At 57.4% G+C, this 21716-nt stretch carries 13 protein-coding genes; 11 read left to right on the plus strand and 2 right to left on the minus strand.

The features are described from left to right. The first annotated feature begins 33 nt into the window (after positions 1-33). Entirely contained in the window at positions 34-1593 is a 1560-nt protein-coding gene (locus CAUR_RS08395) for an amidase (RefSeq protein ID WP_012257472.1), read from the plus strand. A 461-nt stretch (positions 1594-2054) separates the two neighbouring features. On the opposite strand, the gene purF is transcribed toward CAUR_RS08395, so the two are convergent. Next, positions 2055-3527, minus strand: a complete 1473-nt coding sequence (purF, locus tag CAUR_RS08400; protein WP_012257473.1) for an amidophosphoribosyltransferase — start codon at positions 3525-3527, stop codon at positions 2055-2057. Between the two features lie 71 nt (positions 3528-3598). On the opposite strand from purF, the gene CAUR_RS08405 reads away from it, so the two are divergent. The 3 genes from CAUR_RS08405 (at position 3599) to CAUR_RS08415 (ending at position 9022) form a co-directional block, all read left to right on the plus strand. Continuing rightward, positions 3599-5923 carry a S8 family serine peptidase gene (locus CAUR_RS08405; RefSeq protein WP_012257474.1) on the plus strand — a complete coding sequence of 775 codons (2325 nt, stop codon included), beginning with the start codon at positions 3599-3601 and terminating at the stop codon, positions 5921-5923. A gap of 315 nt (positions 5924-6238) precedes the next feature. Further along, positions 6239-7675: an MFS transporter gene (locus CAUR_RS08410; protein ID WP_012257475.1), complete on the plus strand. Its 1437-nt coding sequence runs from the start codon at positions 6239-6241 to the stop codon at positions 7673-7675. A 108-nt stretch (positions 7676-7783) separates the two neighbouring features. Beyond that, the gene (locus CAUR_RS08415) at positions 7784-9022 is read left to right on the plus strand and encodes a flagellar hook assembly protein FlgD (protein WP_012257476.1); all 1239 of its coding nucleotides are present in this window, start codon (positions 7784-7786) and stop codon (positions 9020-9022) included. A 59-nt stretch (positions 9023-9081) separates the two neighbouring features. Here CAUR_RS08415 and CAUR_RS08420 read toward each other — a convergent pair whose 3' ends face one another. Continuing rightward, positions 9082-9381: an FHA domain-containing protein gene (locus CAUR_RS08420; protein ID WP_012257477.1), complete on the minus strand. Its 300-nt coding sequence runs from the start codon at positions 9379-9381 to the stop codon at positions 9082-9084. Positions 9382-9582: 201 nt separating this feature from the next. Between CAUR_RS08420 and CAUR_RS08425 the strand changes: the two genes are divergently transcribed. The 7 genes from CAUR_RS08425 to CAUR_RS08455 all read left to right on the plus strand — a co-directional run bounded on the left by CAUR_RS08425 (position 9583) and on the right by CAUR_RS08455 (position 21698). Beyond that, positions 9583-10812 carry a DUF190 domain-containing protein gene (locus CAUR_RS08425; protein ID WP_012257478.1) on the plus strand — a complete coding sequence of 410 codons (1230 nt, stop codon included), beginning with the start codon at positions 9583-9585 and terminating at the stop codon, positions 10810-10812. A gap of 15 nt (positions 10813-10827) precedes the next feature. Continuing rightward, positions 10828-11868: an NAD-dependent epimerase/dehydratase family protein gene (locus CAUR_RS08430; RefSeq protein ID WP_012257479.1), complete on the plus strand. Its 1041-nt coding sequence runs from the start codon at positions 10828-10830 to the stop codon at positions 11866-11868. A 1480-nt stretch (positions 11869-13348) separates the two neighbouring features. Beyond that, positions 13349-15661: an RNA-binding domain-containing protein gene (locus CAUR_RS08435; RefSeq protein ID WP_012257480.1), complete on the plus strand. Its 2313-nt coding sequence runs from the start codon at positions 13349-13351 to the stop codon at positions 15659-15661. Between the two features lie 567 nt (positions 15662-16228). Beyond that, on the plus strand, positions 16229-16888 hold the full coding sequence (locus tag CAUR_RS08440; RefSeq protein ID WP_012257481.1) for a response regulator transcription factor: 660 nt from the start codon (positions 16229-16231) through the stop codon (positions 16886-16888). A gap of 31 nt (positions 16889-16919) precedes the next feature. Beyond that, positions 16920-17870 (plus strand): ring-cleaving dioxygenase, encoded by a 951-nt coding sequence (locus CAUR_RS08445; RefSeq protein WP_012257482.1) that lies wholly within the window; start codon positions 16920-16922, stop codon positions 17868-17870. Positions 17871-18283: 413 nt separating this feature from the next. After that, entirely contained in the window at positions 18284-19171 is an 888-nt protein-coding gene (htpX, locus tag CAUR_RS08450; RefSeq protein ID WP_012257483.1) for a zinc metalloprotease HtpX, read from the plus strand. Between the two features lie 469 nt (positions 19172-19640). Further along, complete coding sequence (locus CAUR_RS08455) at positions 19641-21698, plus strand: M6 family metallopeptidase (protein ID WP_012257484.1); 2058 nt, start codon at positions 19641-19643, stop codon at positions 21696-21698. The last annotated feature ends 18 nt before the right edge of the window (positions 21699-21716 follow it).

Raw genomic sequence — 21716 nt, forward strand, 5'->3', positions numbered from 1 at the left:
TATCTGCCGGTGATGCCTGGAAATGAGGATGCTATGACGTTCAACGATCCCACCAGTTCCATCGGAACGCTGGCTTACGAAGCGACCATTGCCGATCTTCAGGCGGCAATGGCAGCCGGTACCCTTACCGCAGAAGCGCTCACAATGGCCTGCCTTGAGCGGATCAATGCGCTGAATCGGGCCGGGCCGTGCCTGAATGCGCTGATCGAAGTCAGCCCAAGCGCCCTCGAAACCGCAATTGCCCTCGACGCTGAACGTGACGTGCGCGGCCCGCGCAGCCCGCTCCACGGCATTCCAATCGTGCTCAAGGACAACATCGATACGCTCGACGACACTGCCACGACTGCCGGTTCCCTGGCCCTGATCGGCTCGCGACCGGCTGCTGAAGCAACGGTTGCCGCCCGTCTACGAGCTGCCGGTGCCGTGCTGTTGGGTAAAGCTAACTTGAGCGAATGGGCGAATTTCCGCAGTACCAGCTCATCAAGTGGCTGGAGTGCGCGGGGTGGTCAGGCGCGCAACCCCTATGTGCTGAGCCGGAGTCCGTGTGGCTCCAGTTCGGGGTCGGCCATCGCAGTGGCAGCCAGTATGTGTGTAGCGGCGATTGGTACCGAAACCGATGGTTCTATTTCGTGCCCATCGGCGATGTGTGGTGTGGTGGGAATTAAACCGACGGTTGGCCTGACCAGCCGCGCCGGTGTGATCCCAATCAGCTCCACCCAGGACACCGTCGGCCCGCACGCCCGTTGTGTAGCCGACGCCGCCACGGTGCTGGGGATCATTGCCGGCCCTGACCCGCACGATCCGGCGACCACAGCCGCCGCCGGACACGTTCGCCCGGATTACCGCACCTGTCTTCAGGCCGATGCACTGCGTGGCGCACGGATCGGGGTGTTGCGCAGTGATCGCTTCGCCGGCTTTGGCCGCCACGTTGAACAGGCATTTGCGGCAGCACTGACAGCAATGCGCGATGCCGGTGCTCATGTGGTTGATCCTGTGACATTTCCTGATGAGTTGCTGGCATTTAATGAAGCCGAGTTAACGGTTCTGCTGTACGAATTCAAAGCCACGCTCAACCGCTACCTTGCCAGCCGCGTGCCTGATCCGCAGGCAGCCACCCCTGCGCCACGTTCGTTAGAGGAATTGATCGCCTTTAACGAACAACAGGCCGAACACGAGTTACGCTTCTTCGGTCAGGAACTGCTTGTCCAGGCCGCCGCCGTTGGCGACCTCGATGATCCGGCGTATCAACAGGCCCTGGCTGCCAGTCGTGATGCTACTCGTCAGGCGCTCGACGCCCTGCTCTACGAACAGCAGCTCGATGCCCTGGTCGCGCCGGCAACCGGTCTGGCCTGGCCGATTGATTTGATCGGCGGCGATCGCTACCCTGGCGGGAGCAGTTCGCTCGCGGCGCGAGCCGGCTATCCAATGGTGACGGTACCGGCAGGGATGGCGTTCGGTTTACCAATCGCGATCAACTTCATCGGCACCGCATGGTCTGAACCGATGCTGATCCGATTGGCTTACGCTTTCGAGCAGGCAACGAAACTCCGGCGACCACCGGTGTATCGTCAATGGATTGTTGGCGATGAGTAGGGGGTAGGGGGGAGGAGATAGTAGATAGGAGATAGGAGATAGAAGATAGGAGATAGAAGATAGGAGATAGAAGATAGGAGATAGAAGATAGGAGATAGAAGATAGGAGATAGAAGATAGGAGATAGAAGATAGGAGATAGAAGATAGGAGATAGAAGATAGGAGATAGAAGATAGGAGATAGAAGATAGGAGATAGAAGATAGGAGGTAGAAGCAAGAGTACTGATAGATGGTGCCCTTCTCTCGTCTCTTCCCGCCTAGCGGGGGAGGTTGGGAGGGGGGGCGGGAGCAAGGTGACCGGAAGTCATCTGGAGCATGCCCATTTCCACTTCCCACGTCTCCTCCCCCCAACGAGGAGAGGTCGGGAGGGGGGCGGAAACAAGGTGACCAGGCGCCATACGGAACATGCCAATTCCCCACTCCCTACTCCCCCACATATGCGTCGGCGGGGCCTATCTATCTTCAGCGCACCTCAAACACCTCTTTGTCAACCAGCTCAACCTCAACCGGGTATTGACCGGTGAAGCAGCCGGTGCAAAAAGTAGAAGGATCACGTCCGGTTGAGCGAATCAAGCCTTCGAGGCTCAGGTAGGCCAGGCTGTCGGCACCGAGATGCTGGCGAATGCCTTCGATGGTCAGGCGATGGGCAATCAGCTCAGGATAGGTTGCCATATCGACGCCAAGGAAGCAGGGGTGGCGAATGGGTGGTGACGAGACGCGCACGTGAACCTCGCGCGCACCGGCCTCACGCAGCAGACGCACGATTGGCCCACTGGTGTTGCCCCGCACGATACTATCATCAACCAACACCACCCGTTTGCCGGCCAGATTATCGGTCAGGGCGTTGAATTTGAGCGCAATACCAAGCTGACGCAATCGATCATCAGGCTGAATGAACGTTCGTCCGATGTAGCGGTTCTTAATCAACCCTTCCGAGTAGGGGATACCCGACTCTTGTGCATAACCGATTGCTGCCGGCGTTGCACTGTCGGGAACCGCAATCACAATATCGGCATCGCACGGCGCTTCGCGGGCCAGTTCTCGCCCCTGCGCGACCCGGATGGCGTGGAGAACCGTTCCATGCAGCATGCTGTCGGGACGCGCGAAATAGATGTACTCAAACAGACAGGCTGCCGTGCGCAGCGACGGTTGGTGCGAGATGGTCTGGGGGCCGTCAAGCGTAATTTTGACAATTTCACCCGGCTCGATCTCACGCACGAATTCAGCGCCAATCGTCCCCAAAGCACAGCTTTCCGAAGCCACCACCCAACCATTGTCACTGAGCTGACCCAGGCAGAGCGGGTGTAATCCCCACGGATCGCGCACCGCGTAGAGTGCATCGCGGGTCAGTACGGTAAGACAGTACGCACCCTGTGCCCGTACCATGAAGACCTTGAGCTTCTCTTCCCAGGTACGCCCTTCGCCACCGGCCAGCATTTGCGTAATGACTTCACTATCGCTGCTGCTGGTCAGACCGACACCGCGTTGCAACAACTCACGTCGTAATGCGGCAGCATTAGTCAGATTACCGTTGTGACCAACCGCCAGTGGCCCTAATGCACTCTCGACAACGAACGGCTGGGCGTTTTCCAGCTTTGATGAACCGGTGGTTGAATAGCGCGTATGCCCAATCGCCATATAACCGCTGAGCGGGCGCAACTTCTCTTCATCGAACACTTGCGCCACTAAACCCATGTTTTTGTAGTAACGAATGTTCCGCCCATTGCTCACCGCGATACCGGCACTCTCTTGACCACGATGCTGAAGCGCGTAGAGACCGAAAAAGGTGAGGCGCGCAACGTCAGCATCGGCAGCGACAATGCCGAAAACACCGCACTCATGACCCGGCTTGTCATCAGATACAGTGGGAAGCATACATTGAGCGGCAATGGTATCATTACGATCAGGTACGCCGGGCAGCGATTGATCGTTCATGAGAAGTTATCCTCCTGCGCGCAGATTTGGGGACAGTTCGCATCATTGCTGATTAAAGTATATCACGGATTATGAAACCTTCAGACAACCTAACGACAGAGCAATATCAGCCATCCTGGGCTACCGGATGCCTTCTGATTGCGGTAGTTACCCTTGGGCTGGGCATCAATGGATTTTTGCGCCTGGTCGAAATAGGCGTAGGGCTATTTGGCGTCGATAGTGGTGGTCGTATCATCATTGTCTGGATCAGTCTGGCTATCGGTGCGGCGATGGCCGGCATCTGGTTCGGCTTAACCAGCGGTACCCTACGGCATACGGCTGTGCGCTGGCTGGCCGGATTGCCCCTCCCGGCAATCCTGGTCTTAACCAGTCTCCTACCCTCTGCCGAGAGTCAGTTACAGATGGTGATCCAGGCGGGGATATGCCTCGGCTACGCCCTCATCATTACCCGCCTTACCCGTTGCTCTCCCTGGCAATGGCGTTGGTGGCCCGCTGTCTTCAGCAGCGGTCTGCTGCTGAGCCTGCCCTGGCTCGCTATTGGCACCCCCGGTTCGTGGCTGGATACCGGTCTGGCGCTACTGACCGGTGGGCTGGTTGGCTGGGTTGGCGGATGCCTGCTGGCCTGGCGACCACCGCAGAGCTGGCAACAACCATCTGTCTCGATCACTATCCGGCTGATTGAGGGGGTCGGCCTGAGTGTGCTACTCCTGATACTCAGCCGTGCACTCGGTGTGAACAGCACCGCACTACTCTTCCTGTTTAGCGCACCGGTTGGTGGCTGGCTGCTCCTGAGCCTTGGCCGGCACACAGCAGTTGCTACGGTCGTCCCAATGACCATCCTCTTCGGGATGTTCTTCTTTGGGGTACCACTGGCCCTCACCGACTCCGACACCCTGATCACCCTCTTGCTCTTCAGCAGCTTTCCCGAAGGCTTTCACCTCGCGGTACTGGCAGCAATCGGACAGGCGCTCCTGGCCCTGATCGCGATTCTCCTCGTGCAGTTCGTTCGCAATCCTCGCATCCACGCGGTTGGAGCTGGCGCGATGGCGGTTTTCGGGCTAGCGCTGATCATCGGTGGTGGTCGGGCAACACCACAGGGTGACCGCTGGTTTGTGGTGTTGCGCGATCAGGCGGTGCTGGGCGATCTGGCGACCATCACCGATTACAATCAACGACGAATGGCCGTCTACCAACGACTGACGAACCATGCCTTGACCACCCAGACCGATCTGCGGGCGACACTCGACCGGATAGGAGTACGCTATACGCCCTACTACCTCGTCAATGCGCTCGAAGTCGAGGCCGATCTTCCTGTGCGGTTCTGGCTGCAACAATTGCCGGAGGTAGCCGAGGTGATGCCTGCACCGCATCTGCGGCCATTGCCGGTCGGATTGTCAACGTCTGTTGGGAATGAACCGCCACCAGATGAAACACCGTGGAATCTGGTCGCTATCGGCGCACCGGAGGTCTGGGCACTTGGCATTCGCGGCGCAGGGATTGTGATCGGTCAGGCCGATTCGGGAGTTGATGGCGCACACCCCGAATTACGTGATTCGTATGCTGGTCAGACACCCAATGGTATCGATCACGTCTACCACTGGCTCGATCCCTGGACCAATGCGCCAGAACCTTACGATGCCAGTGGTCACGGCACCCATACCCTGGCAACGATCCTCGGCAATCGGGTTGGTGTCGCACCCGAAGCAACCTGGATCGGGTGCGTGAATCTGGCGCGCAACCTCGGCAACGCTCCGCGTTATCTCGACTGCATGCAATTCCTCTTCGCTCCGTACCCACCCGCTGGCGATCCCTTCCGTGACGGTGACCCGACGCGAGGGGCGCACATCTTGAACAATTCGTGGGGCTGCCCGACGGACTTTGAAGGGTGTACACCGACTTCCTTACAACCGGCAGTACAGGCATTGCGAGCGGCTGGAGTCTTTGTGGTTGCCAGCGCCGGCAATGATGGCCCGTCGTGTAGCTCACTGAATGCGCCACTCGCTATCTACGATGACGTGATGACGGTCGGTGCTGTCAATAGCGCAGGCCAGCTTGCACCGTTCAGCAGCGTCGGGCCGGTCACCAGCGATGGCAGTTTACGCCCCAAACCCGATCTGGTCGCGCCGGGAACCAACATCCTCTCGGCCTTTCCCGAACAGAGCTATGCCTATGCCGATGGCACATCGATGGCAGGACCGCACGTTGCCGGCGCTGTAGCCCTGATCTGGTCGGCCAACCCTGCCCTGATCGGCGATATTGAGACCACGGAACAAATCCTGCGCGAGACGGCCAGACCTTACACCCACAGTGATGGTGATCGGTGTGGGGTCGGCAACGGTGTTGGTGCCGGTCTACTCGACGTTGCCGCCGCCGTACAGCGAGCACTGAACCGATGACGAAAGCCGTAGACGCGATGCTCTACCTGGAAAGACGCGCCGCCGGGTATGGTCACTGATGGCAAATCCTGGCGTGCGGTTACCCATCCCGCCAACGAACGCCACTACCACGCACGGTTGCCGGTATGGAGGGAGAGCGAAGCTGGCGTTCACGGCAGCCATCCTGAGGCACAGCAAGGTTTACTGTATACCCATTGCAAAACAAGCACGGGCATCATCCAGCCGGGCACAACACTAAAGGCGAAACGTATCGTCATTCCTGCCATTGTGCGGTAGAATGCACCCGGTAACAATGATACGACGACGAGGTGGCGTGTGAACGAAGGGCGCAAATGGTGGGCATTAGCAGCGGTCGGCACCGGTGTGCTGGTTTCGACCATTGATGGCTCGATTGTCAATATTGCTCTGAACACCCTGGTACAGGCGTTTGCCAGCAATCTGAATGTTGTCGAATGGGTGGTCTTGGGCTACTTACTGACCCTGGTCTGCACACTCTTGATCATGGGTCGTCTGGGAGATATGTATGGCAAACGCCGGATGTATCTGATCGGCTTTGCCCTCTTTACCATCGCTTCGTTGCTCTGCGCCACCGCGCCGTCGATTGCAGCCCTGATCGGCTTTCGGGTGCTACAGGGAATTGGGGCCGCAATGATTCAAGCCGTCGGCCCGGCATTGCTGGTAACTGCCTTCCCTGCCCGTGAACGTGGCATGGCGCTGGGAGCGATTGGCTCCTTCGTCGCCGCCGGTATTCTAATCGGGCCGGCCCTGGGTGGCGTGCTGTTGCAGTACGTCGGCTGGGAAGCGATCTTCTTCGTCAACTTGCCGATTGGTGTGCTGGGCTGGTGGCTCACCATCCGCTCAATCGCACCCGACCACACGACGCGCCCCGGTCAGCGGTTTGATCTGATCGGAGCGGTATTGATGGCTGTCACCCTGTTTTGCCTCCTGCTGGGGCTGACCGAAGGGCCATTGTGGGGATGGGGTGATAGTCGCGTGATCGGCCTCTTTGCAGCCTCGCTGATCGGTGGAATACTGTTTGTCTGGTGGGAATGGCGTCATCCGCAGCCAATGCTGCAATTGCGCATGTTCCGCCGACTGGCCTTCTCGCTCAATCTGCTGGCCGCGCTGATCCTCTTTCTTGGTATTTCCTTCAACCTGCTGCTGACGCCACTCTTCTTTCAACTGGTATACCAGTTTGATCTCCAGCGCACCGGCTTGATGCTCATGGCGCTCCCCATTGCCCTCTCGCTCACCTCGCCGATCAGCGGACGGCTTTCAGACCGGTTTGGGCCGCGAGTGTTGACTATCGTCGGATTGCTGGTGACCGGATGTGCCTTGCTGGGCCTGAGTACGACCACACCGGTCACACCACCGCTGCAAATGTTGAGTTTTCTGATATTACTGGGATTTGGAGTAGGTTTGTTCCAAAGCCCGAATAACAGTACAGTGTTAGGCAACGCCCCGCCAGAGGCATTGGGGGTGGCGAGTGGTTTACTGGCGGTCGTCCGCACTGTCGGCCAAACCGGTGGCATTGCTCTGGCCGGTGCGATATGGGCATCGCAGATCTTTGCGTTGAACGGCGGCCCGGTGACTCCCATCACTGCGGCACCGCCACCGATTCTGGCCGGCGGCTACGATATAGCAATGCGCGTTGCCGCGTTGCTTGCTGCAATCGCGATTGTGCCATCGTTGATCGGCGGCTATGCACTTCAACGTCAAATGGCACCGGCCAGACCGCCGGTTGCCGATTAATATACGTCGATGCAATCTTCACACCTGACACCCTTACCCCTCAACCGGATGCTTCATAACAGAGCGAATCTGGGATGAGGTGAGGGTAGGTAAACACGGGAGATCACTATGCATGATCGTGTGTGGCGTACAGTACGCCCTCTGACCGCGATGATTGGTATCGTGCTATTCTGGTTTGTAATCGGTGGCTTGAGTGGCTGCACAGCAGCCCCCATCCTGGGGGAAGTCAGCGCAACCGCCGAACGGTACAATCCGGGTCGCGATACCCCATTAGCGATTAGCTATGAGATTGGGCGATCCGCCCTGGTTGATATCTACATCCTCGATGCGAATGGACAACGGTATGACCTGCGCCGGGCACAGCCACGAGCAGCCGCAAACGATCCATACATCCTGCGCTTTGATGGCAGTGTTCCAACCGACGACCCGCAGGTACTACGTCGACTACTACCACCTGGACAATACACGCTGGTTGTAGCTGCCCGTGCGGCTGATGGTAATGACAGCGATGAACGCCGTCTGCCATTGAGCATCGAAGGCGATGTGATTGCTCCACCCGAAATCGAAAATCTGATGGTCTGGCCGCCGGTTATTTCACCCAACGCTGATGCCATAGATGATGTCGCCGAATTTACTTATCGCCTACCGGTCAGCGCCACCGTCAATATTGAGGTACAGGCACCGAACGGCGAAATCATTCCGGTCGTCACCCGCGAAGAAGAGGGGCCATACGAGCAGCGTCACGTCTGGAATGGCAAACGCCCCAACGGTTCGCTCCTCGAAGCCGGTGTTTACACCTACACAGTACGGGCAGAAGATGGCTTCGGCAATGTGGTACAGCGTCAGGGGCAAATCACCCTTGCCGACGTTGGTCAACCCGAAGCACGGATCGTCTACTCGATGATTGCCCCCCAGCGCGTTATGCTAGGCGAGGTCATTACGGTCACTATCCGGGTACGAAACACCGGCACCGTGCCCATCCGCACCTACGGGCCACCGAGCGGCTACGAATACACGACCGATGAAGTCTTCTCTTCGGTTGAAGACGGCATCTACGCTGCGCAAGCCGGTGGCTTCTGGCGAGTGGGCATGGATTGGGACGCCAACAGCGGTGGTGGTCCCAAACGCTACCCATACCGGTGGGCTATTTCACCCCGTCCGCCCGAAGAGTGGGCAAAACCGTTTGTCGAAGACTTCCTGTACCCAGGCGAAGAGGCCGAGATTATTGGCCGGGTGCGTATCTTACAACGTGAAACACGGATGGGATTCTACGTCGGTCTGATACAGGATGGCGTTGGTTTTTTCCAGGATCGCACTGGACGAACCATTATCGATGTTGGTTTCTAGGATGCAAAAAACCTGCCCCCTCGTTGTTGAGGGGGCAGGTCACGAACCGTTCAACCGCTCTAGCGGTCGGCCACCTTAAAAGTTGCACTACCGATTGAGAGTAGATCGCCATTCTGCAAACGTTGACGCGAGCTAATCCGCTGACCGTTGAGCGCAACCAGGGCACTGCCGTCGAGTGGCGCGACAAACCAGCGCTCTAAAGCCTGCACAATCTCGGCATGGCGTTCGAGGACTTGCCGGTCATGCAGCACAATGTCGCATTGACGGGCACTCCCGATCACCATACTGCGTCGGTTGACCACGATCTGTTGCCCGGTTCGCGAACCGGACACACCGATGAGGGTTAATTCCCGACTCATACCTGCCTCCAATGAACATAACTATTGCGAAAAACTATATGACATTATGATTCTCATCAAAAACTCATTTTGTCAAGAGTGACCTTTGTACCATGTACGCTCGTAGTCTTGTGAGCGACAATAGAAGTTGTTACTACCGGGTTCAGATGAGGCAAGATCGTTCCAAACAATCCACATATCAATCCGGTTAAGGAGAACAATATGGCGGCTCCAGCAGTACAACGGGTGCGAATCTACTTGAACGGCGAGGATCGGAGCGGAGATCGTCCCCTTTACCAGGTAGTATTAGCCGAATTGCGCCAGAGTGGGGCAACCGGTGCGACAGTGATTGCAGCCCTGACCGGCTTTGGGCCACGTCGGCAGGTACCTCCCCTTGCCGACCGCCAGCCGGTAGTGATTGAGTGGGTTGATCACGCCGGTCGCATCAAACGGCTCCTTCCCCTGATCGGCGAGCTGGCACCTTCAGCTTTAATCACCGTTGAACCGGTCGAGGTAGTTCAGGGTGCTCTACGTCCGGGCGGGCCATTCGGGGCTGAACAGATGGTATCCGATCTGATGCAGGTGCCGTCCAGAACTATTGCGCATAACGCCTCGCTTATTGAGGCCCTAGAGCACTTTGTGACGGCCAGGGCAGAGGTACTGCCTGTTATTGACAACAACACGGTGATCGGTGTTATCTCGACCCGTGAACTGGCGTGGCGGGCAGGGTTGCGCCTGGCTCCAGAATTGCTCAGAGTACTGGGACCGGCGGAAGGCACTGCACTGGTGGCAGCGTTGAAGGGACGAAGCGTAGGCGAGATTGTCAACCGCGAGGTGTGTGGAATTGCGCCGACAACACCAATCCCCCAGGCGCTCACGATGATGATCGAATGGGGATATACCGAGATACCGGTTGTTGATGATCAGGGCCGCCTGGCCGGAGTCTTTGGTCAGCGCGAGGTCTTACAGGCCGCAGCTCGAACACTCACCGCTGTCCAGACTTCAGAAGGTGTGCAGGTTCGTATGGTCATGCAGGCCGCTACCGCCCGGATTGCGCTCGGCCAATCACTGGCAACCGCGCTTGCGCTACTTATCACAGCACCCGGCCAACTCTTGTTCGTCGTTGATGAGGCCGGTCGTCTGGTCGGCACCTTACGCCTGGCCAGTGTCCTCAATCATTTCCAGGGTGACGAGCGGAGTCTACTGTTAGCAGCAATTCAACGTGCGCAACCAACGCCGGCGACGGCACTGCCCGGCGCTCGCCAAACGATAGACACCCTGGTCGAGCCACCTCCATCTACCGTCGCACTTGATGCCAGCCTCGGCTCAGCGGCACAACAGTTGCTTGACCATAACGCCGAGCGCTTACCGGTCGTTGATCACGATGGTCGACTGTCGGGTATAATCGCACGTGGTGCCCTGATCAGGGCCTTATTACAACAAAGCGAATAGTAGGACTGGTAACCTATGGCTGATCGTGTCTTAATTACTGGCGGAGCCGGTTTTCTGGGCATTAACCTGACGCGCTACCTGTTAGCGCGAGGGTATCTCGTGCGCTCACTTGATATTGCCCCCTTTGATTACCCCGAACGCAACCAGATTGAAGAGCACACGGGTGACATTCGTGACCGGGCTGCCGTTGATCGGGCGATGAAGGATGTGCGCTTCGTCGTTCACACCGCAGCAGCTCTGCCGTTGTACTCGCCGGCAGACATCTTCTCAACCGATATTGATGGTACGCGCAACGTCCTCGAATCGGCTCGCGATCACGGGGTTGAGCGCGTTGTCCACATCTCCTCAACCGCCGTGTATGGTATTCCTGACCATCACCCGCTGCTGGAAACCGATCCCCTGAGCGGCGTTGGCCCCTACGGCGAGGCGAAAGTGAAAGCCGAAGAACTGTGCCTCGAATTCCGGCGTGCCGGTATGTGCGTGCCAATTCTCCGCCCCAAGTCGTTCGTCGGCCCAGAGCGGCTGGGCATCTTCGCAATGCTGTACGACTGGGCAATGGATGGGCGCAACTTCCCACTACCGGGGAACGGCAAGAATCGCTACCAGCTCCTCGATGTTGAAGACCTTTGTGAAGCGATTGTACGCTGTCTGGAACTTGACCGTGATCGGGTCAACGACACCTTCAACATCGGTGCCAAAGAGTTCGGCACGATCAAAGAAGATTTTCAAGCCGTACTCGATGCCGCCGGTCATGGCAAGAAGATCATCACCTTCCCGGCAGCACCGATGGTGTGGGCACTGGCGATTTTAGAGAAACTGAAGCTGTCGCCGGTGTATAAATGGGCGTATGGCACAGTCACCGAAGACTCCTTCGTATCGGTGGAAAAAGCCGAGCGCGTCCTGGGCTTCACGCCGAAGTATTCCAACAAAGAGGCGCTGGTGCGCAACTTCCAGTGGTACGTCGAGCACGCTAACCAGTTTGGTCAGCAAACTGGCGTCTCGCACCGGGTGCCCTGGAGTCAGGGTATTTTGCGGTTTGCGAAGCTGTTTTTCTAATTCGCCTACAGCACATAGCTGACATCCTCAACAGCCGGAAAACAATGGTCTGGTCGGGGTGACGTAAGCGTCGCCTCGACCGATAATCACCAGGACGCGCAAGCGCCGGTATACCTCCTGGGATCGTAAACATTCGCCCCATCCACTACCTGCGCAGCACGCACTCCCTCACCTCACTCCCCAGCCCCGCTCCCGTTAGGCTATGCATCACCCATAACTCGGATATTACATAGCTCACGTGTGGGAGCGGGTCGGGGGAGTGATGACGGGTGTGCTCCCCAGCCGGGAGCTGGGAGCGCGCGCCTCCGGCGCGCATGGTGCCGGTACCAGTGCTGGAGGGAGGAGCCAGGCGCAAGCTCCCATCCCTGGCGGCATTCACGGACGGCCAGGATAGATGAACGAATACAACGTCTACCCTATCAGGAAGCCCTGGATCACACGTCTGCCCTCCCCGCTCCCGCCCCCGCTATGCATTCCCCATACCTGGTATTAACCACGTGCGTATCAGCGGGTATGATCGTTACGGGTGCTGTTGTGGGCGACTGGCCCGATGGCAGCGCGCCGCTCCAGCCGTGGTATCACGTGCTGAATGGGTTGCCTTACGCACGCATCATGTGCGTGTCGCGCGGTGTGGAGTGCGGCAGCCATGCTGCCGCGCCAGCCGCGCTCACGATCCGGCGCGTGGCATACCTTTACCCATCCTGGTCACGGCGGTGCTGAATGTGCTCGTGCCGATCATCGAGTCGGTCAGGCATGAATGAGCTACCTGCGCGTAGACGTTTAGTTGTACCAGGTTCGTGCCTGTGCACCAGCGGCTACGGCCAGCATCTGCCGGCGGTGGCGAGGATGTCTCCACGCAGTCTGGAAGCCTGCGCCATGGGGAGCCGCCAGGGGGAACGCTTGCAGTCCGACCTAATGCAGCGTGATATGTGGGTAATGCATAGCCCAGCGGGGGCGGGCTGGGGTGGGGGTGTTCTGGCCCCCTCACCTCACTCCCCAGCCCCGCTCCGCTCCCATCGGGGAAGTGGGGAGTGAGAAATGGGCGTGCTCCAGATGGCTTCCGATCACCTCGCTCCTGCCCCCTCACAACATCTCCCGCTGAGGGGATGAGTCGAGGGAAGAGCGGACAGAACCCGCGAGCGCGGGCACGGGTTGCTCTGTACCCTCCGTGTCTCTGTGGTGCATTTTCCCAACCCTCCTACCCACACCCACCAACAGGATTGTATGAAAAAAACCTTCCATTCACGCATTCATACGAGGTATATGCATCTATAGGCGTCACGCTCTGGCGTCTGAATCTGGTATACTATCAGTACAGGGTTGTGTGAACGTGAAGAACCCTGCCCTGGCAGGTTTATCATCATTGCAGGGAAGGAGGAACTCCCGACAGCACTGCATCATCTTGAGAAGAGACGGCTAAAAACGAAAAACTTATAAAAACATGTTTGATAAAGATCTGAATGTCTAAGGTTTTAATGATATGACAACAACAGGAGAAGAGCGCAACGAGATGCGCTGGATTCGGGTTGATTTGCATCTACACACGCCTGCTTCTGAAGATTACGCTGAACCAAACGTTTCGTACCTTGATATTCTCCAGGAAGCTGAACGTCGTGGTCTTGAGATCATCGCATTTACCGATCACAATACTGTTACCGGTTATGAGCAGTTCCAACGTGAACTGGAATTTCTAACCACCCTGGAAAAAGCCGGTCGGCTAACCAGTGAAGAAGCTGCCCGTTTAGCCGAGTATCGGCGTCTACTTGAGAAGATTACTGTCCTGCCGGGTTTTGAATTCACGTCGCATTTTGGGGCGCACATTCTCGGTATCTTTCCGCCGAATCGCCCGCTCAGTTTGATTGAAGCTACGCTGCTCCAGCTCGGTATCCCGGCTGAAGTACTCAAGCACGGAGTGTGTAGTGTTGCCAACACCCGGCATGTCACCGAAGCCTACGAGATCATTCATCGTGCCGGTGGGATTGTGATTGCTGCTCACGCGAACGGCCCGAATGGTGTTATCACCGAAACTTTGCGCATGGGCACGAGCGGACAGGCGCGTGTGGCCGTGACACAAAGCCCCTATCTGCACGCTCTTGAGTTTATCAATTTCTACACCGACCACGAGAAGTTTACCTCGCCTGGTTTTTACAACGGCAAAACCGAACACTACGAGCGCCGCATGTTCTGCATTCAGGGAAGCGATGCCCATCGGCTCCGTCGCTTAGCCGAAGCAGAAGCCCAGGTCACGCATCGCCACGGCATCGGTGATCGCTATTTCGAGGCGTTGCTTCCTGATCGTAGTTTTGAGGCGTTGAAAGCCCTTTTCTCAAGTCAGGATTTTGATCGGGTACGGGTACCAAAACGCGATCAAAAGCAGTGGTCGCTTGATGTTGCTCGCTTCAGCGGTAGTACGGAACGTCAGGTACTGCGCGCTGTCAACGATCCATCGGCAACTGCTTCGCTCTGGCCTGATGTGGCTGCGTTGGCGAATATCGGCGGTGGTGTGCTGATCATTGGCTGCGATCCCGGCGGTAAAGTGATCGGTGTTGATCGGCCCGACCAGGCGACCGAATCGTTGCGGCAGAGTGTCGCCGAACATCTTACGCCCCAACCATATCTATCATTTGAACTTATGCACTACGAGGGGCGTGACGTGATCCGCGTTGAGGTCAAAGCCCAAGACCCGCCACCCTACGTTGGCAGCAACGGCGCAGTCTACATCCGCCGTGATAACGAGACGGTGGTAGCGAATCGCAGCGAGATCATTCAGCTCTGTCGCCAGGCGATTGCCGCCGGCGAACCATCCCCGCTCGACAACGGTGAAACTCTCGAATTGCCGCGTTCGGGGGTCGAGATTGTTAGTAGCCAGCGTCGCGGTGGTTCGTGGAGCTACGAGGTTCGTGATCTCCGCACAACTGCCGGTGTCACCCGTGACCGGGCCCAGGGCTTGTGGGCGTATGCCATTAGCCGTCACGAAGATTTACGGGAAGGCCGCATCGATCTGCAAAGCCAGGTACGCTGGCGCGGGCGACTCGGTCTCTGGCGCGCCTATCGCCAGGGCGCTCGCGTCAAATACGATCTCGTTCACCGCGACCAGAACGGTGTCATTGACCATATTTTCTACGGGGTTAGCGATTGGGGCCTCGGCGAAGCATGGATGAGTCTCTTGAACGAGGCCGGCGCCCGGATTGAGACCGACGCGGACGATTTTGATCAAGAGGGAACGCTCGACCCAACCCCACCTCCTGACATTGAAGCCTGGGGAGAACGCCGGGTGCGCTGGCGCGGACGAGGCGGTATTGTGCGCATCACCCTTGATCCCGAAGGTCAGCCACGCTTCGATCTGGTGATGAAGGACAAAGACACAGGCGCAATCCAGGAATATAACAACGTGCCACGCGAGAAACTCTCAGAGGCCTGGCTGGCGCTGATTCGGGTACCACGTCCGCGCACCGGTATTGAGGTGGTGAATGCGACACGCTCTGAAGATGGTGAGTGGTTCTATACCTTCCGCAATCTTCGTACCGGTGATGTGAGTAGTGCGCCGTGGCGCTTGCAAGACATTGAACCGGGGACGGTGCGTGAATATGCAGCCCGGATGTACCACCAGGATATGCCGCTCGACGAAGAGAAGGTTCGTTGGTGGGGAAACATCGGCTACCTGCGTCCAATGCGTTCACAGGTAGACCTGGTGTACATTGATGAGCAGGGCGTAACCCACGTTTATTACGCTGCCCGGCGTGATGAACTGGCCGGTGAATGGCGCGAATTGCTCCAACTGTACGGCGAGTAGGAATGGCGCGAAGAGGCCTGATTTCTCAGAGATGTTTGTTCGCTTGAATTGGTATCCGAAACATACAATGCATGGCACACGCCATTCCCTCGTTCGCTGCATCCCTACAGATGGCATTGTGAAAGGCTATCTGTACCGGCTGTAGGGACGGGTTCCGGGCGGGTTTAGAACCCGCCCCTACACGTTCATCCGTATCATACAGGTGAAATCTCCGGCTCGTCGCGAATGGGACAGATAGTCACGATTCGCCGCATATCTGGTGATAGGCAATTGCTATCGGTACCGGTAGGCTTGCACGGCCGTGCGCCCCCACCGACTCAAGCTTGACCCCACACTACCTCCAGAACATCGCCGCTACGGTCACCACACGGATTATCGATAACAATCCTGTCCGTTACTGTCAAATCGTGATAAGATGCATGTAGTAACACCGACGAAACGCCCGGTGATGTCGTCATCGCATCAGTCCTACGGTCAATCATCATCGTGCCTATCGTGTCATTCCTGCGACCGGGAAAGAGAGCGAGACCGATCACGCATCACCGATGTTCTTCCAATGGAGGATGTATGAGCAATCCAATCACCATCCTTATTGCCGATGATCACACCATGTTTCGGCAAGGATTGCGCGAGATTTTAGAACGCAAAGGTGGCTTTCAAGTGGTGGCTGAGGTGCGTGACGGGGCAGCCGCCGTTGAAGCGGCCAGCACTACCAAACCTGACATCGCGCTGCTCGATGTCTCGATGCCGGTCATGACCGGTATCGAGGCAGCACGCCAGATTGCACAGGTCAGCCCGCAAACGCGCTGTGTTGTGCTCACCATGCACCGCGATGAGCAAACCGTTCTCGAAGCACTCCGTGCCGGAGCCAATGCCTATCTGTTAAAAGATGCCGACGCCACCGAGTTAATCGAAGCGATTCACGTCGTCTACCGTGGTGAAGCTGCCCTGGCCGGCAGTGCTGCTGCCCGGGTACTCGATCTGCTGCGTCGTAACGATACCTCACCGGCGCTCAACGAAGTGCTTACCCCCAGAGAACGCGATATTCTGGCCCTGCTCGCGCAAGGTGACGACAATCGGGCAATTGCGCTCAAGTTGAGTCTGGCCGAAAAGACGGTTGGTAATCGCTTGAGCGAGATTTTTCAGAAACTCGGCGTGAGTAATCGTACTCAGGCGGCTATCGTCGCAGTTCAGCGTGGTCTGGTACCACCCCCAGATCTGCGTTAGCACGCCTTAGCTAGAAAGTCATTTCAACGTTATGCTTCAACTCACAGGCATTCATCACGTCACTGCCATCTCTGCACGCATTCAACAGAACTACGATTTTTATACCCGTGTGCTTGGGATGCGCCTGGTCAAGCGCACTGTCAATCAAGACGATACCAGTGCCTACCATCTCTTCTACGCCGATGGTGCTGGTTCACCCGGTAGTGATCTCACCTTTTTTGACTGGCCATTACCCCGTGAACGACGCGGCACCCACAGCATCGTTCGTACCGGCTTGCGCGTCAATGGTGCTGAGACGCTCCAGTGGTGGGCCGAACGCCTGCGCACCGAGGGTGTTCCCGTTGGTGAGGTTGTGCTGCGCGATGGCCGACTCACCCTCGACTTTGAAGACCCGGAAGGTCAGCGCCTGATGCTCGTTGATGATGGCGGTGTCGGTGAGTTTGTTCCCTGGCAGCAGAGTCCGGTGCCGGTCGAACACCAGATTCGTGGGCTGGGACCGGTGATGTTAAGCGTTGCCCGACCCGGTCTGACCGATGCCGTGCTCCGTATGGTTATGGGAATGGAATTACAGCGTCGTTATCCTCACCCTGAATACCCTGACGACACCGTGTACGTTTACGCTATGGGGACAGGTGGCCCGGCAGCCGAGGTACATGTCGTTGCCCAGCCCCACCTCCCCCCGGCGCAACCCGGTGCCGGCGGCGTACACCACGTCGCATTCCGGGTGCCAACGTTTGCCGAACACCAGGCCTGGGCCCAGCGCCTCCGCGAATTACGCATTCCGAACAGCGGTATTGTGGATCGCTACTATTTTCGCAGTCTCTATTTCCACGAACCAAACGGTATCCTCTTTGAACTGGCCACCGACGAGCCGGGTTTTGCCGTTGATGAGCCTGCTGATGCACTGGGCGAACGACTGGCATTGCCCCCCTTCCTCGAACCGCGTCGGGCACAGATTGAAGCGGGACTGAAGCCGTTATAGCGGCGATGCCTGCATCTACCCGCTGTCACCCTCGCCTCCCCATTCCCTGCTATCAATCAAAGGTGAAGAGTGGATTGGGAAGCGGGAAATAGCTGGATATACCCACTCCCTGCCCCAACCGTTCAGGGTGCAGGGCAGGGATGTATCTCCCTGTTCAGAGGCTGGTATAGAGATTGAAGCCCGCCGTACAGTAGCGTCCCTGCTACTGGATACTCTATGCCCTCCGTGTCTCTGTGGTGCATAACCCCTGCCCTAAGTTCTTCGCTCACAGTCTTCCTACCGCTTGGGAACTTCTCCCCAATGCAATAGGAGAGGCCCCCCCTTTGGTAGAACGTTGCGATGCAATATACTGGCAGTGCGAAAACGACATCCTGTGCAGGATCGTAGTATAAAGTGGAGGAACTGCCGTGACAATGCTGGTAAATAGTTTGAAGACCGTTGGTTTGCTTGGACTGCTCACCGGTCTCTTCATCATGATTGGTGGTGCAATTGGTGGTCAGATTGGGATGATCATCGCGCTCGTTCTGGCTGTCGTGATGAATATGGGTGCCTGGTGGTTCTCCGACAAACTGGCACTCAAGATGAGCGGTGCGCAGGAAGTGACACCCGATCAGGCACCTGAGCTTCATGCGATGGTGGAAGAGCTATCACGGCGGGCTGGTATTCCCAAACCGCGCGTGTACATCATCGAAACTGACGCTCCCAACGCCTTTGCTACCGGTCGTGATCCGGCGCACGGCGCAGTAGCCGTAACCACCGGGATTGCACGCCTGCTCACACGCGAGGAGCTGGCCGGCGTCATCGCACACGAGCTGGCACACATCAAGCATCGTGACACCCTGATCTCATCCATCGCAGCCACTATTGCCGGTGCTATCGGTATGCTGGCCGATATGGTGATGTGGAGCATGATCTTCGCCGGTTTCGGTGGTAATGATGAAGAAGAAGGTGGTGGCGTTGCCGGACTGGTTGGTGGCATCCTGACGGCCATGCTGGCACCAATTATGGCCCTTATCATTCAGATGGCAATTTCGCGTTCGCGTGAGTACATGGCAGATGCCGGCGGCGCGCAGATTCTCGGCAATCCATTGCCGTTAGCCAGTGCCCTTGAGAAGCTGGAATGGGCTGCTGGGCGGATGCCAATGGATGAAGCACGTCCGGCGACGGCACACATGTACATTGTCAATCCGGTGCTGGGTGGCCTGGCCAGCCTCTTCCGCACCCACCCCGAAACCCACAAGCGTATCTCGCGCCTGCGTGCGATGGCCAATCGCAGTGGTAACACAGCGATGGCGGCGTAAGTCACATCTGCGCAGCGCGTTGACATAGATTTCCTCCCTATTCCAGGCATCACTCAATGGCGAGTGGTGCCCTTTTTGCGGTAGAATACTCTTGTCTGGAACAGGCACGTTCTTGTTGTTTGCAGTTCTGTCGCCCTTACACAACAAGGTAGTGCTGTTTGTGTTAGCCCATTATCAGCGAGGTACTTGCTCGACAATCCCTTGCGGCAGCACGCCACCACCCAATCAGGTTTCAGATGAATGTCTCTGCCCAAACATGTTCCGTTGCTCGGAATAATGCTTGACAGGGTGCGTAAATAACCGGCCTGGCTGCAATAGCAGCACCGACTCTAACTCCTGGCAAACGATATACTCACAACAAAACAACTTTACTGACAGCTCTGCTATGCTGAAGGTGGTTATAAAGGAAAGACCTCTCTGTTTCCAGCTTTAAACTATGGCATCACCGAAATACTGATTGCGTATCACTATGAAACGAACCTCGCTGATAGTTGTTATAGCGCTCGTACTGCTCAGCAGTTGTCTGTCGCCAACTGAAACACCGCCCTCTACCCCAGCCACAGTTATCACGCCGGTCACCGAATCGACTGCCGTACCACCCCAGCAACCAACCACGGTCATCACACCGGTTGTTGGATCGACCGATGCGCCACCCCGACCACCAACTACCGTTGGCACGCCAACCACGTCTGAAGAGCAACCCAATGAGGACGAGATAGCCCTGCTCGATGCAGTCAATCGCCTGCCCCGTGATCAGGTAGAGCTGGCTCGCCAGCTCGGTGCCTGCCGGCCCGCCCCCGCCGAGTGCCCCTACGTGGCCCGTACAGAGCCACTTACGGTACAGGTCGGGGAACGGCGTTCGTTCTTCGTAACCGATTTCAGCGACGACACCCAGTATGAGATCACCGCCGAGTTGCGTTATGCCGGACCAATTGTCTTGATGTATGTTGAGGAGGGGGTACCCTACAACCAGGCCGCTCTCGAACGCGCTGCCCGTACCTTTGAAAACGAGATCTATCCGCGAACACGCGAAATCTTCGGCAGCGAAGTTCAACCCGGTGTCGATGGCGATAATCGGATTACCATCCTGAATGCTGTTGAGCGTAGTCGTCAGATTCTCGGCTACTATTCGTCGAGCGACTCGCTGCCACGTCAGGTGAATCGCTACAGCAACGAGCGCGAGATGTTCTTTATGAACATCGAGTTGATGCCGTTTGACAGCGATACCTACCTTGATGTACTGGCGCACGAGTTCCAGCACATGATCCATCAGAATGAACAGCCGGGCAGTGCGCTGTGGCTCAATGAAGGGATGTCGCAGTTGGCCGAAGACCTCAACGGCTTTCAGAGCGAGGGCTTTATTCCGGTGTACCTGCGCAATACCGACCTTCAGTTGACCGGCTGGGGTTTTGCTCCCGGTCAGTCAGGTGCGCATTATGGTGCAGCCCACCTCTTCATGCGCTACATTTATGCCCAATATGCCGGCGAGGAGCAGTTACGACCGTTGATTCGCGCCAACGCCGGCAATAACCTTGAGGCGTTTGTCGCGCTGGCAGCACCCATCCGCCCCGACATCACCCACTTTCGCCAGTTGATGGCCGATTGGGCGGTTGCCAACCTGATCAACGATCCACGGGTTGCTGATGGACGTTACACCTACGACACCGGCACCGAATTGAGTAATCTGTTACCGGCAAAGGTGCGCCCCACGTCAATCGACAATCGCTATAGCGACGATATTGTCCAGTTTGGTGTTGATTACCTCGCTCTTCCCCGCAATACCCGCACAGTGACCTTCCGCGGCGATCAGACGGTGCGTATCGCCGGTCAGATGCCACGCGGTCGCTACGCCTGGTGGAGTAATCGCAGCGACGATAGCGTCGCCACGCTCACCCGTTCTGTCGATCTGCGCGGTGTGAATACTGCGACACTGACGTTCGATACCTGGTTCGAGATCGAAGATGATTACGACTACGCCTTTGTGACCGTTTCAACCGATGGTGGGCAGACCTGGGAGACGCTGCCCGGACGCTGGACGACCGATTACGATCCGCAAGGAGTCAATTACGGTCACGGCCTCACCGGTGTCTCAGGCCGTCCCGAGGCAAACGTTGAAGACGGGCTGCGCGGACGTTGGGTGACCGAGCAGATGGATCTGACCCCCTTTGCCGGTCAGGAGATTCTCCTCCGCTTCTGGTCAATTAACGACCAGGGAGTCCACGCACCGGGCATCCTGATCGACAACATCGCCATTCCCGAAATCGGCTTTCGTGATGATGTCGAAGCCGGCGCCGGTGATTGGGAAGCGGCAGGATTTGTCCGCATCGACGGTGATCTGCCCCAGTTGTGGGAACTACGCCTGGTGCGCACAGCCGCCGATGGTCAGATGTCAGTTGATGTTTTGGAAACAGATGCCGACGGAGTCGCAACCGCAACCCTCAACGCCGGCGAGCGCGGCGTTTTGGTCGTAATCGCAGCGACACCACACACCAGCGAACGGGCACGGTACGAGGTCATCAGCGAATAAGGAGCGTGGCTAGGCCAC

Origin of the sequence: Chloroflexus aurantiacus J-10-fl (assembly GCF_000018865.1) — a bacterium.
Classification (GTDB): domain Bacteria; phylum Chloroflexota; class Chloroflexia; order Chloroflexales; family Chloroflexaceae; genus Chloroflexus; species Chloroflexus aurantiacus.

What these genes read in the sequence shown, in the direction of transcription:
- CAUR_RS08395 (WP_012257472.1), top strand. Translation starts at nt 34, where the DNA reads ATGACGTTCAACGATCCCACCAGTTCCATCGGAACGCTGGCTTACGAA.
- purF (WP_012257473.1), bottom strand. Translation starts at nt 3,527, where the DNA reads ATGAACGATCAATCGCTGCCCGGCGTACCTGATCGTAATGATACCATT.
- CAUR_RS08405 (WP_012257474.1), top strand. Translation starts at nt 3,599, where the DNA reads ATGAAACCTTCAGACAACCTAACGACAGAGCAATATCAGCCATCCTGG.
- CAUR_RS08415 (WP_012257476.1), top strand. Translation starts at nt 7,784, where the DNA reads ATGCATGATCGTGTGTGGCGTACAGTACGCCCTCTGACCGCGATGATT.
- CAUR_RS08420 (WP_012257477.1), bottom strand. Translation starts at nt 9,381, where the DNA reads ATGAGTCGGGAATTAACCCTCATCGGTGTGTCCGGTTCGCGAACCGGG.
- CAUR_RS08425 (WP_012257478.1), top strand. Translation starts at nt 9,583, where the DNA reads ATGGCGGCTCCAGCAGTACAACGGGTGCGAATCTACTTGAACGGCGAG.
- CAUR_RS08430 (WP_012257479.1), top strand. Translation starts at nt 10,828, where the DNA reads ATGGCTGATCGTGTCTTAATTACTGGCGGAGCCGGTTTTCTGGGCATT.
- CAUR_RS08435 (WP_012257480.1), top strand. Translation starts at nt 13,349, where the DNA reads ATGACAACAACAGGAGAAGAGCGCAACGAGATGCGCTGGATTCGGGTT.
- CAUR_RS08440 (WP_012257481.1), top strand. Translation starts at nt 16,229, where the DNA reads ATGAGCAATCCAATCACCATCCTTATTGCCGATGATCACACCATGTTT.
- CAUR_RS08445 (WP_012257482.1), top strand. Translation starts at nt 16,920, where the DNA reads ATGCTTCAACTCACAGGCATTCATCACGTCACTGCCATCTCTGCACGC.
- htpX (WP_012257483.1), top strand. Translation starts at nt 18,284, where the DNA reads ATGCTGGTAAATAGTTTGAAGACCGTTGGTTTGCTTGGACTGCTCACC.
- CAUR_RS08455 (WP_012257484.1), top strand. Translation starts at nt 19,641, where the DNA reads ATGAAACGAACCTCGCTGATAGTTGTTATAGCGCTCGTACTGCTCAGC.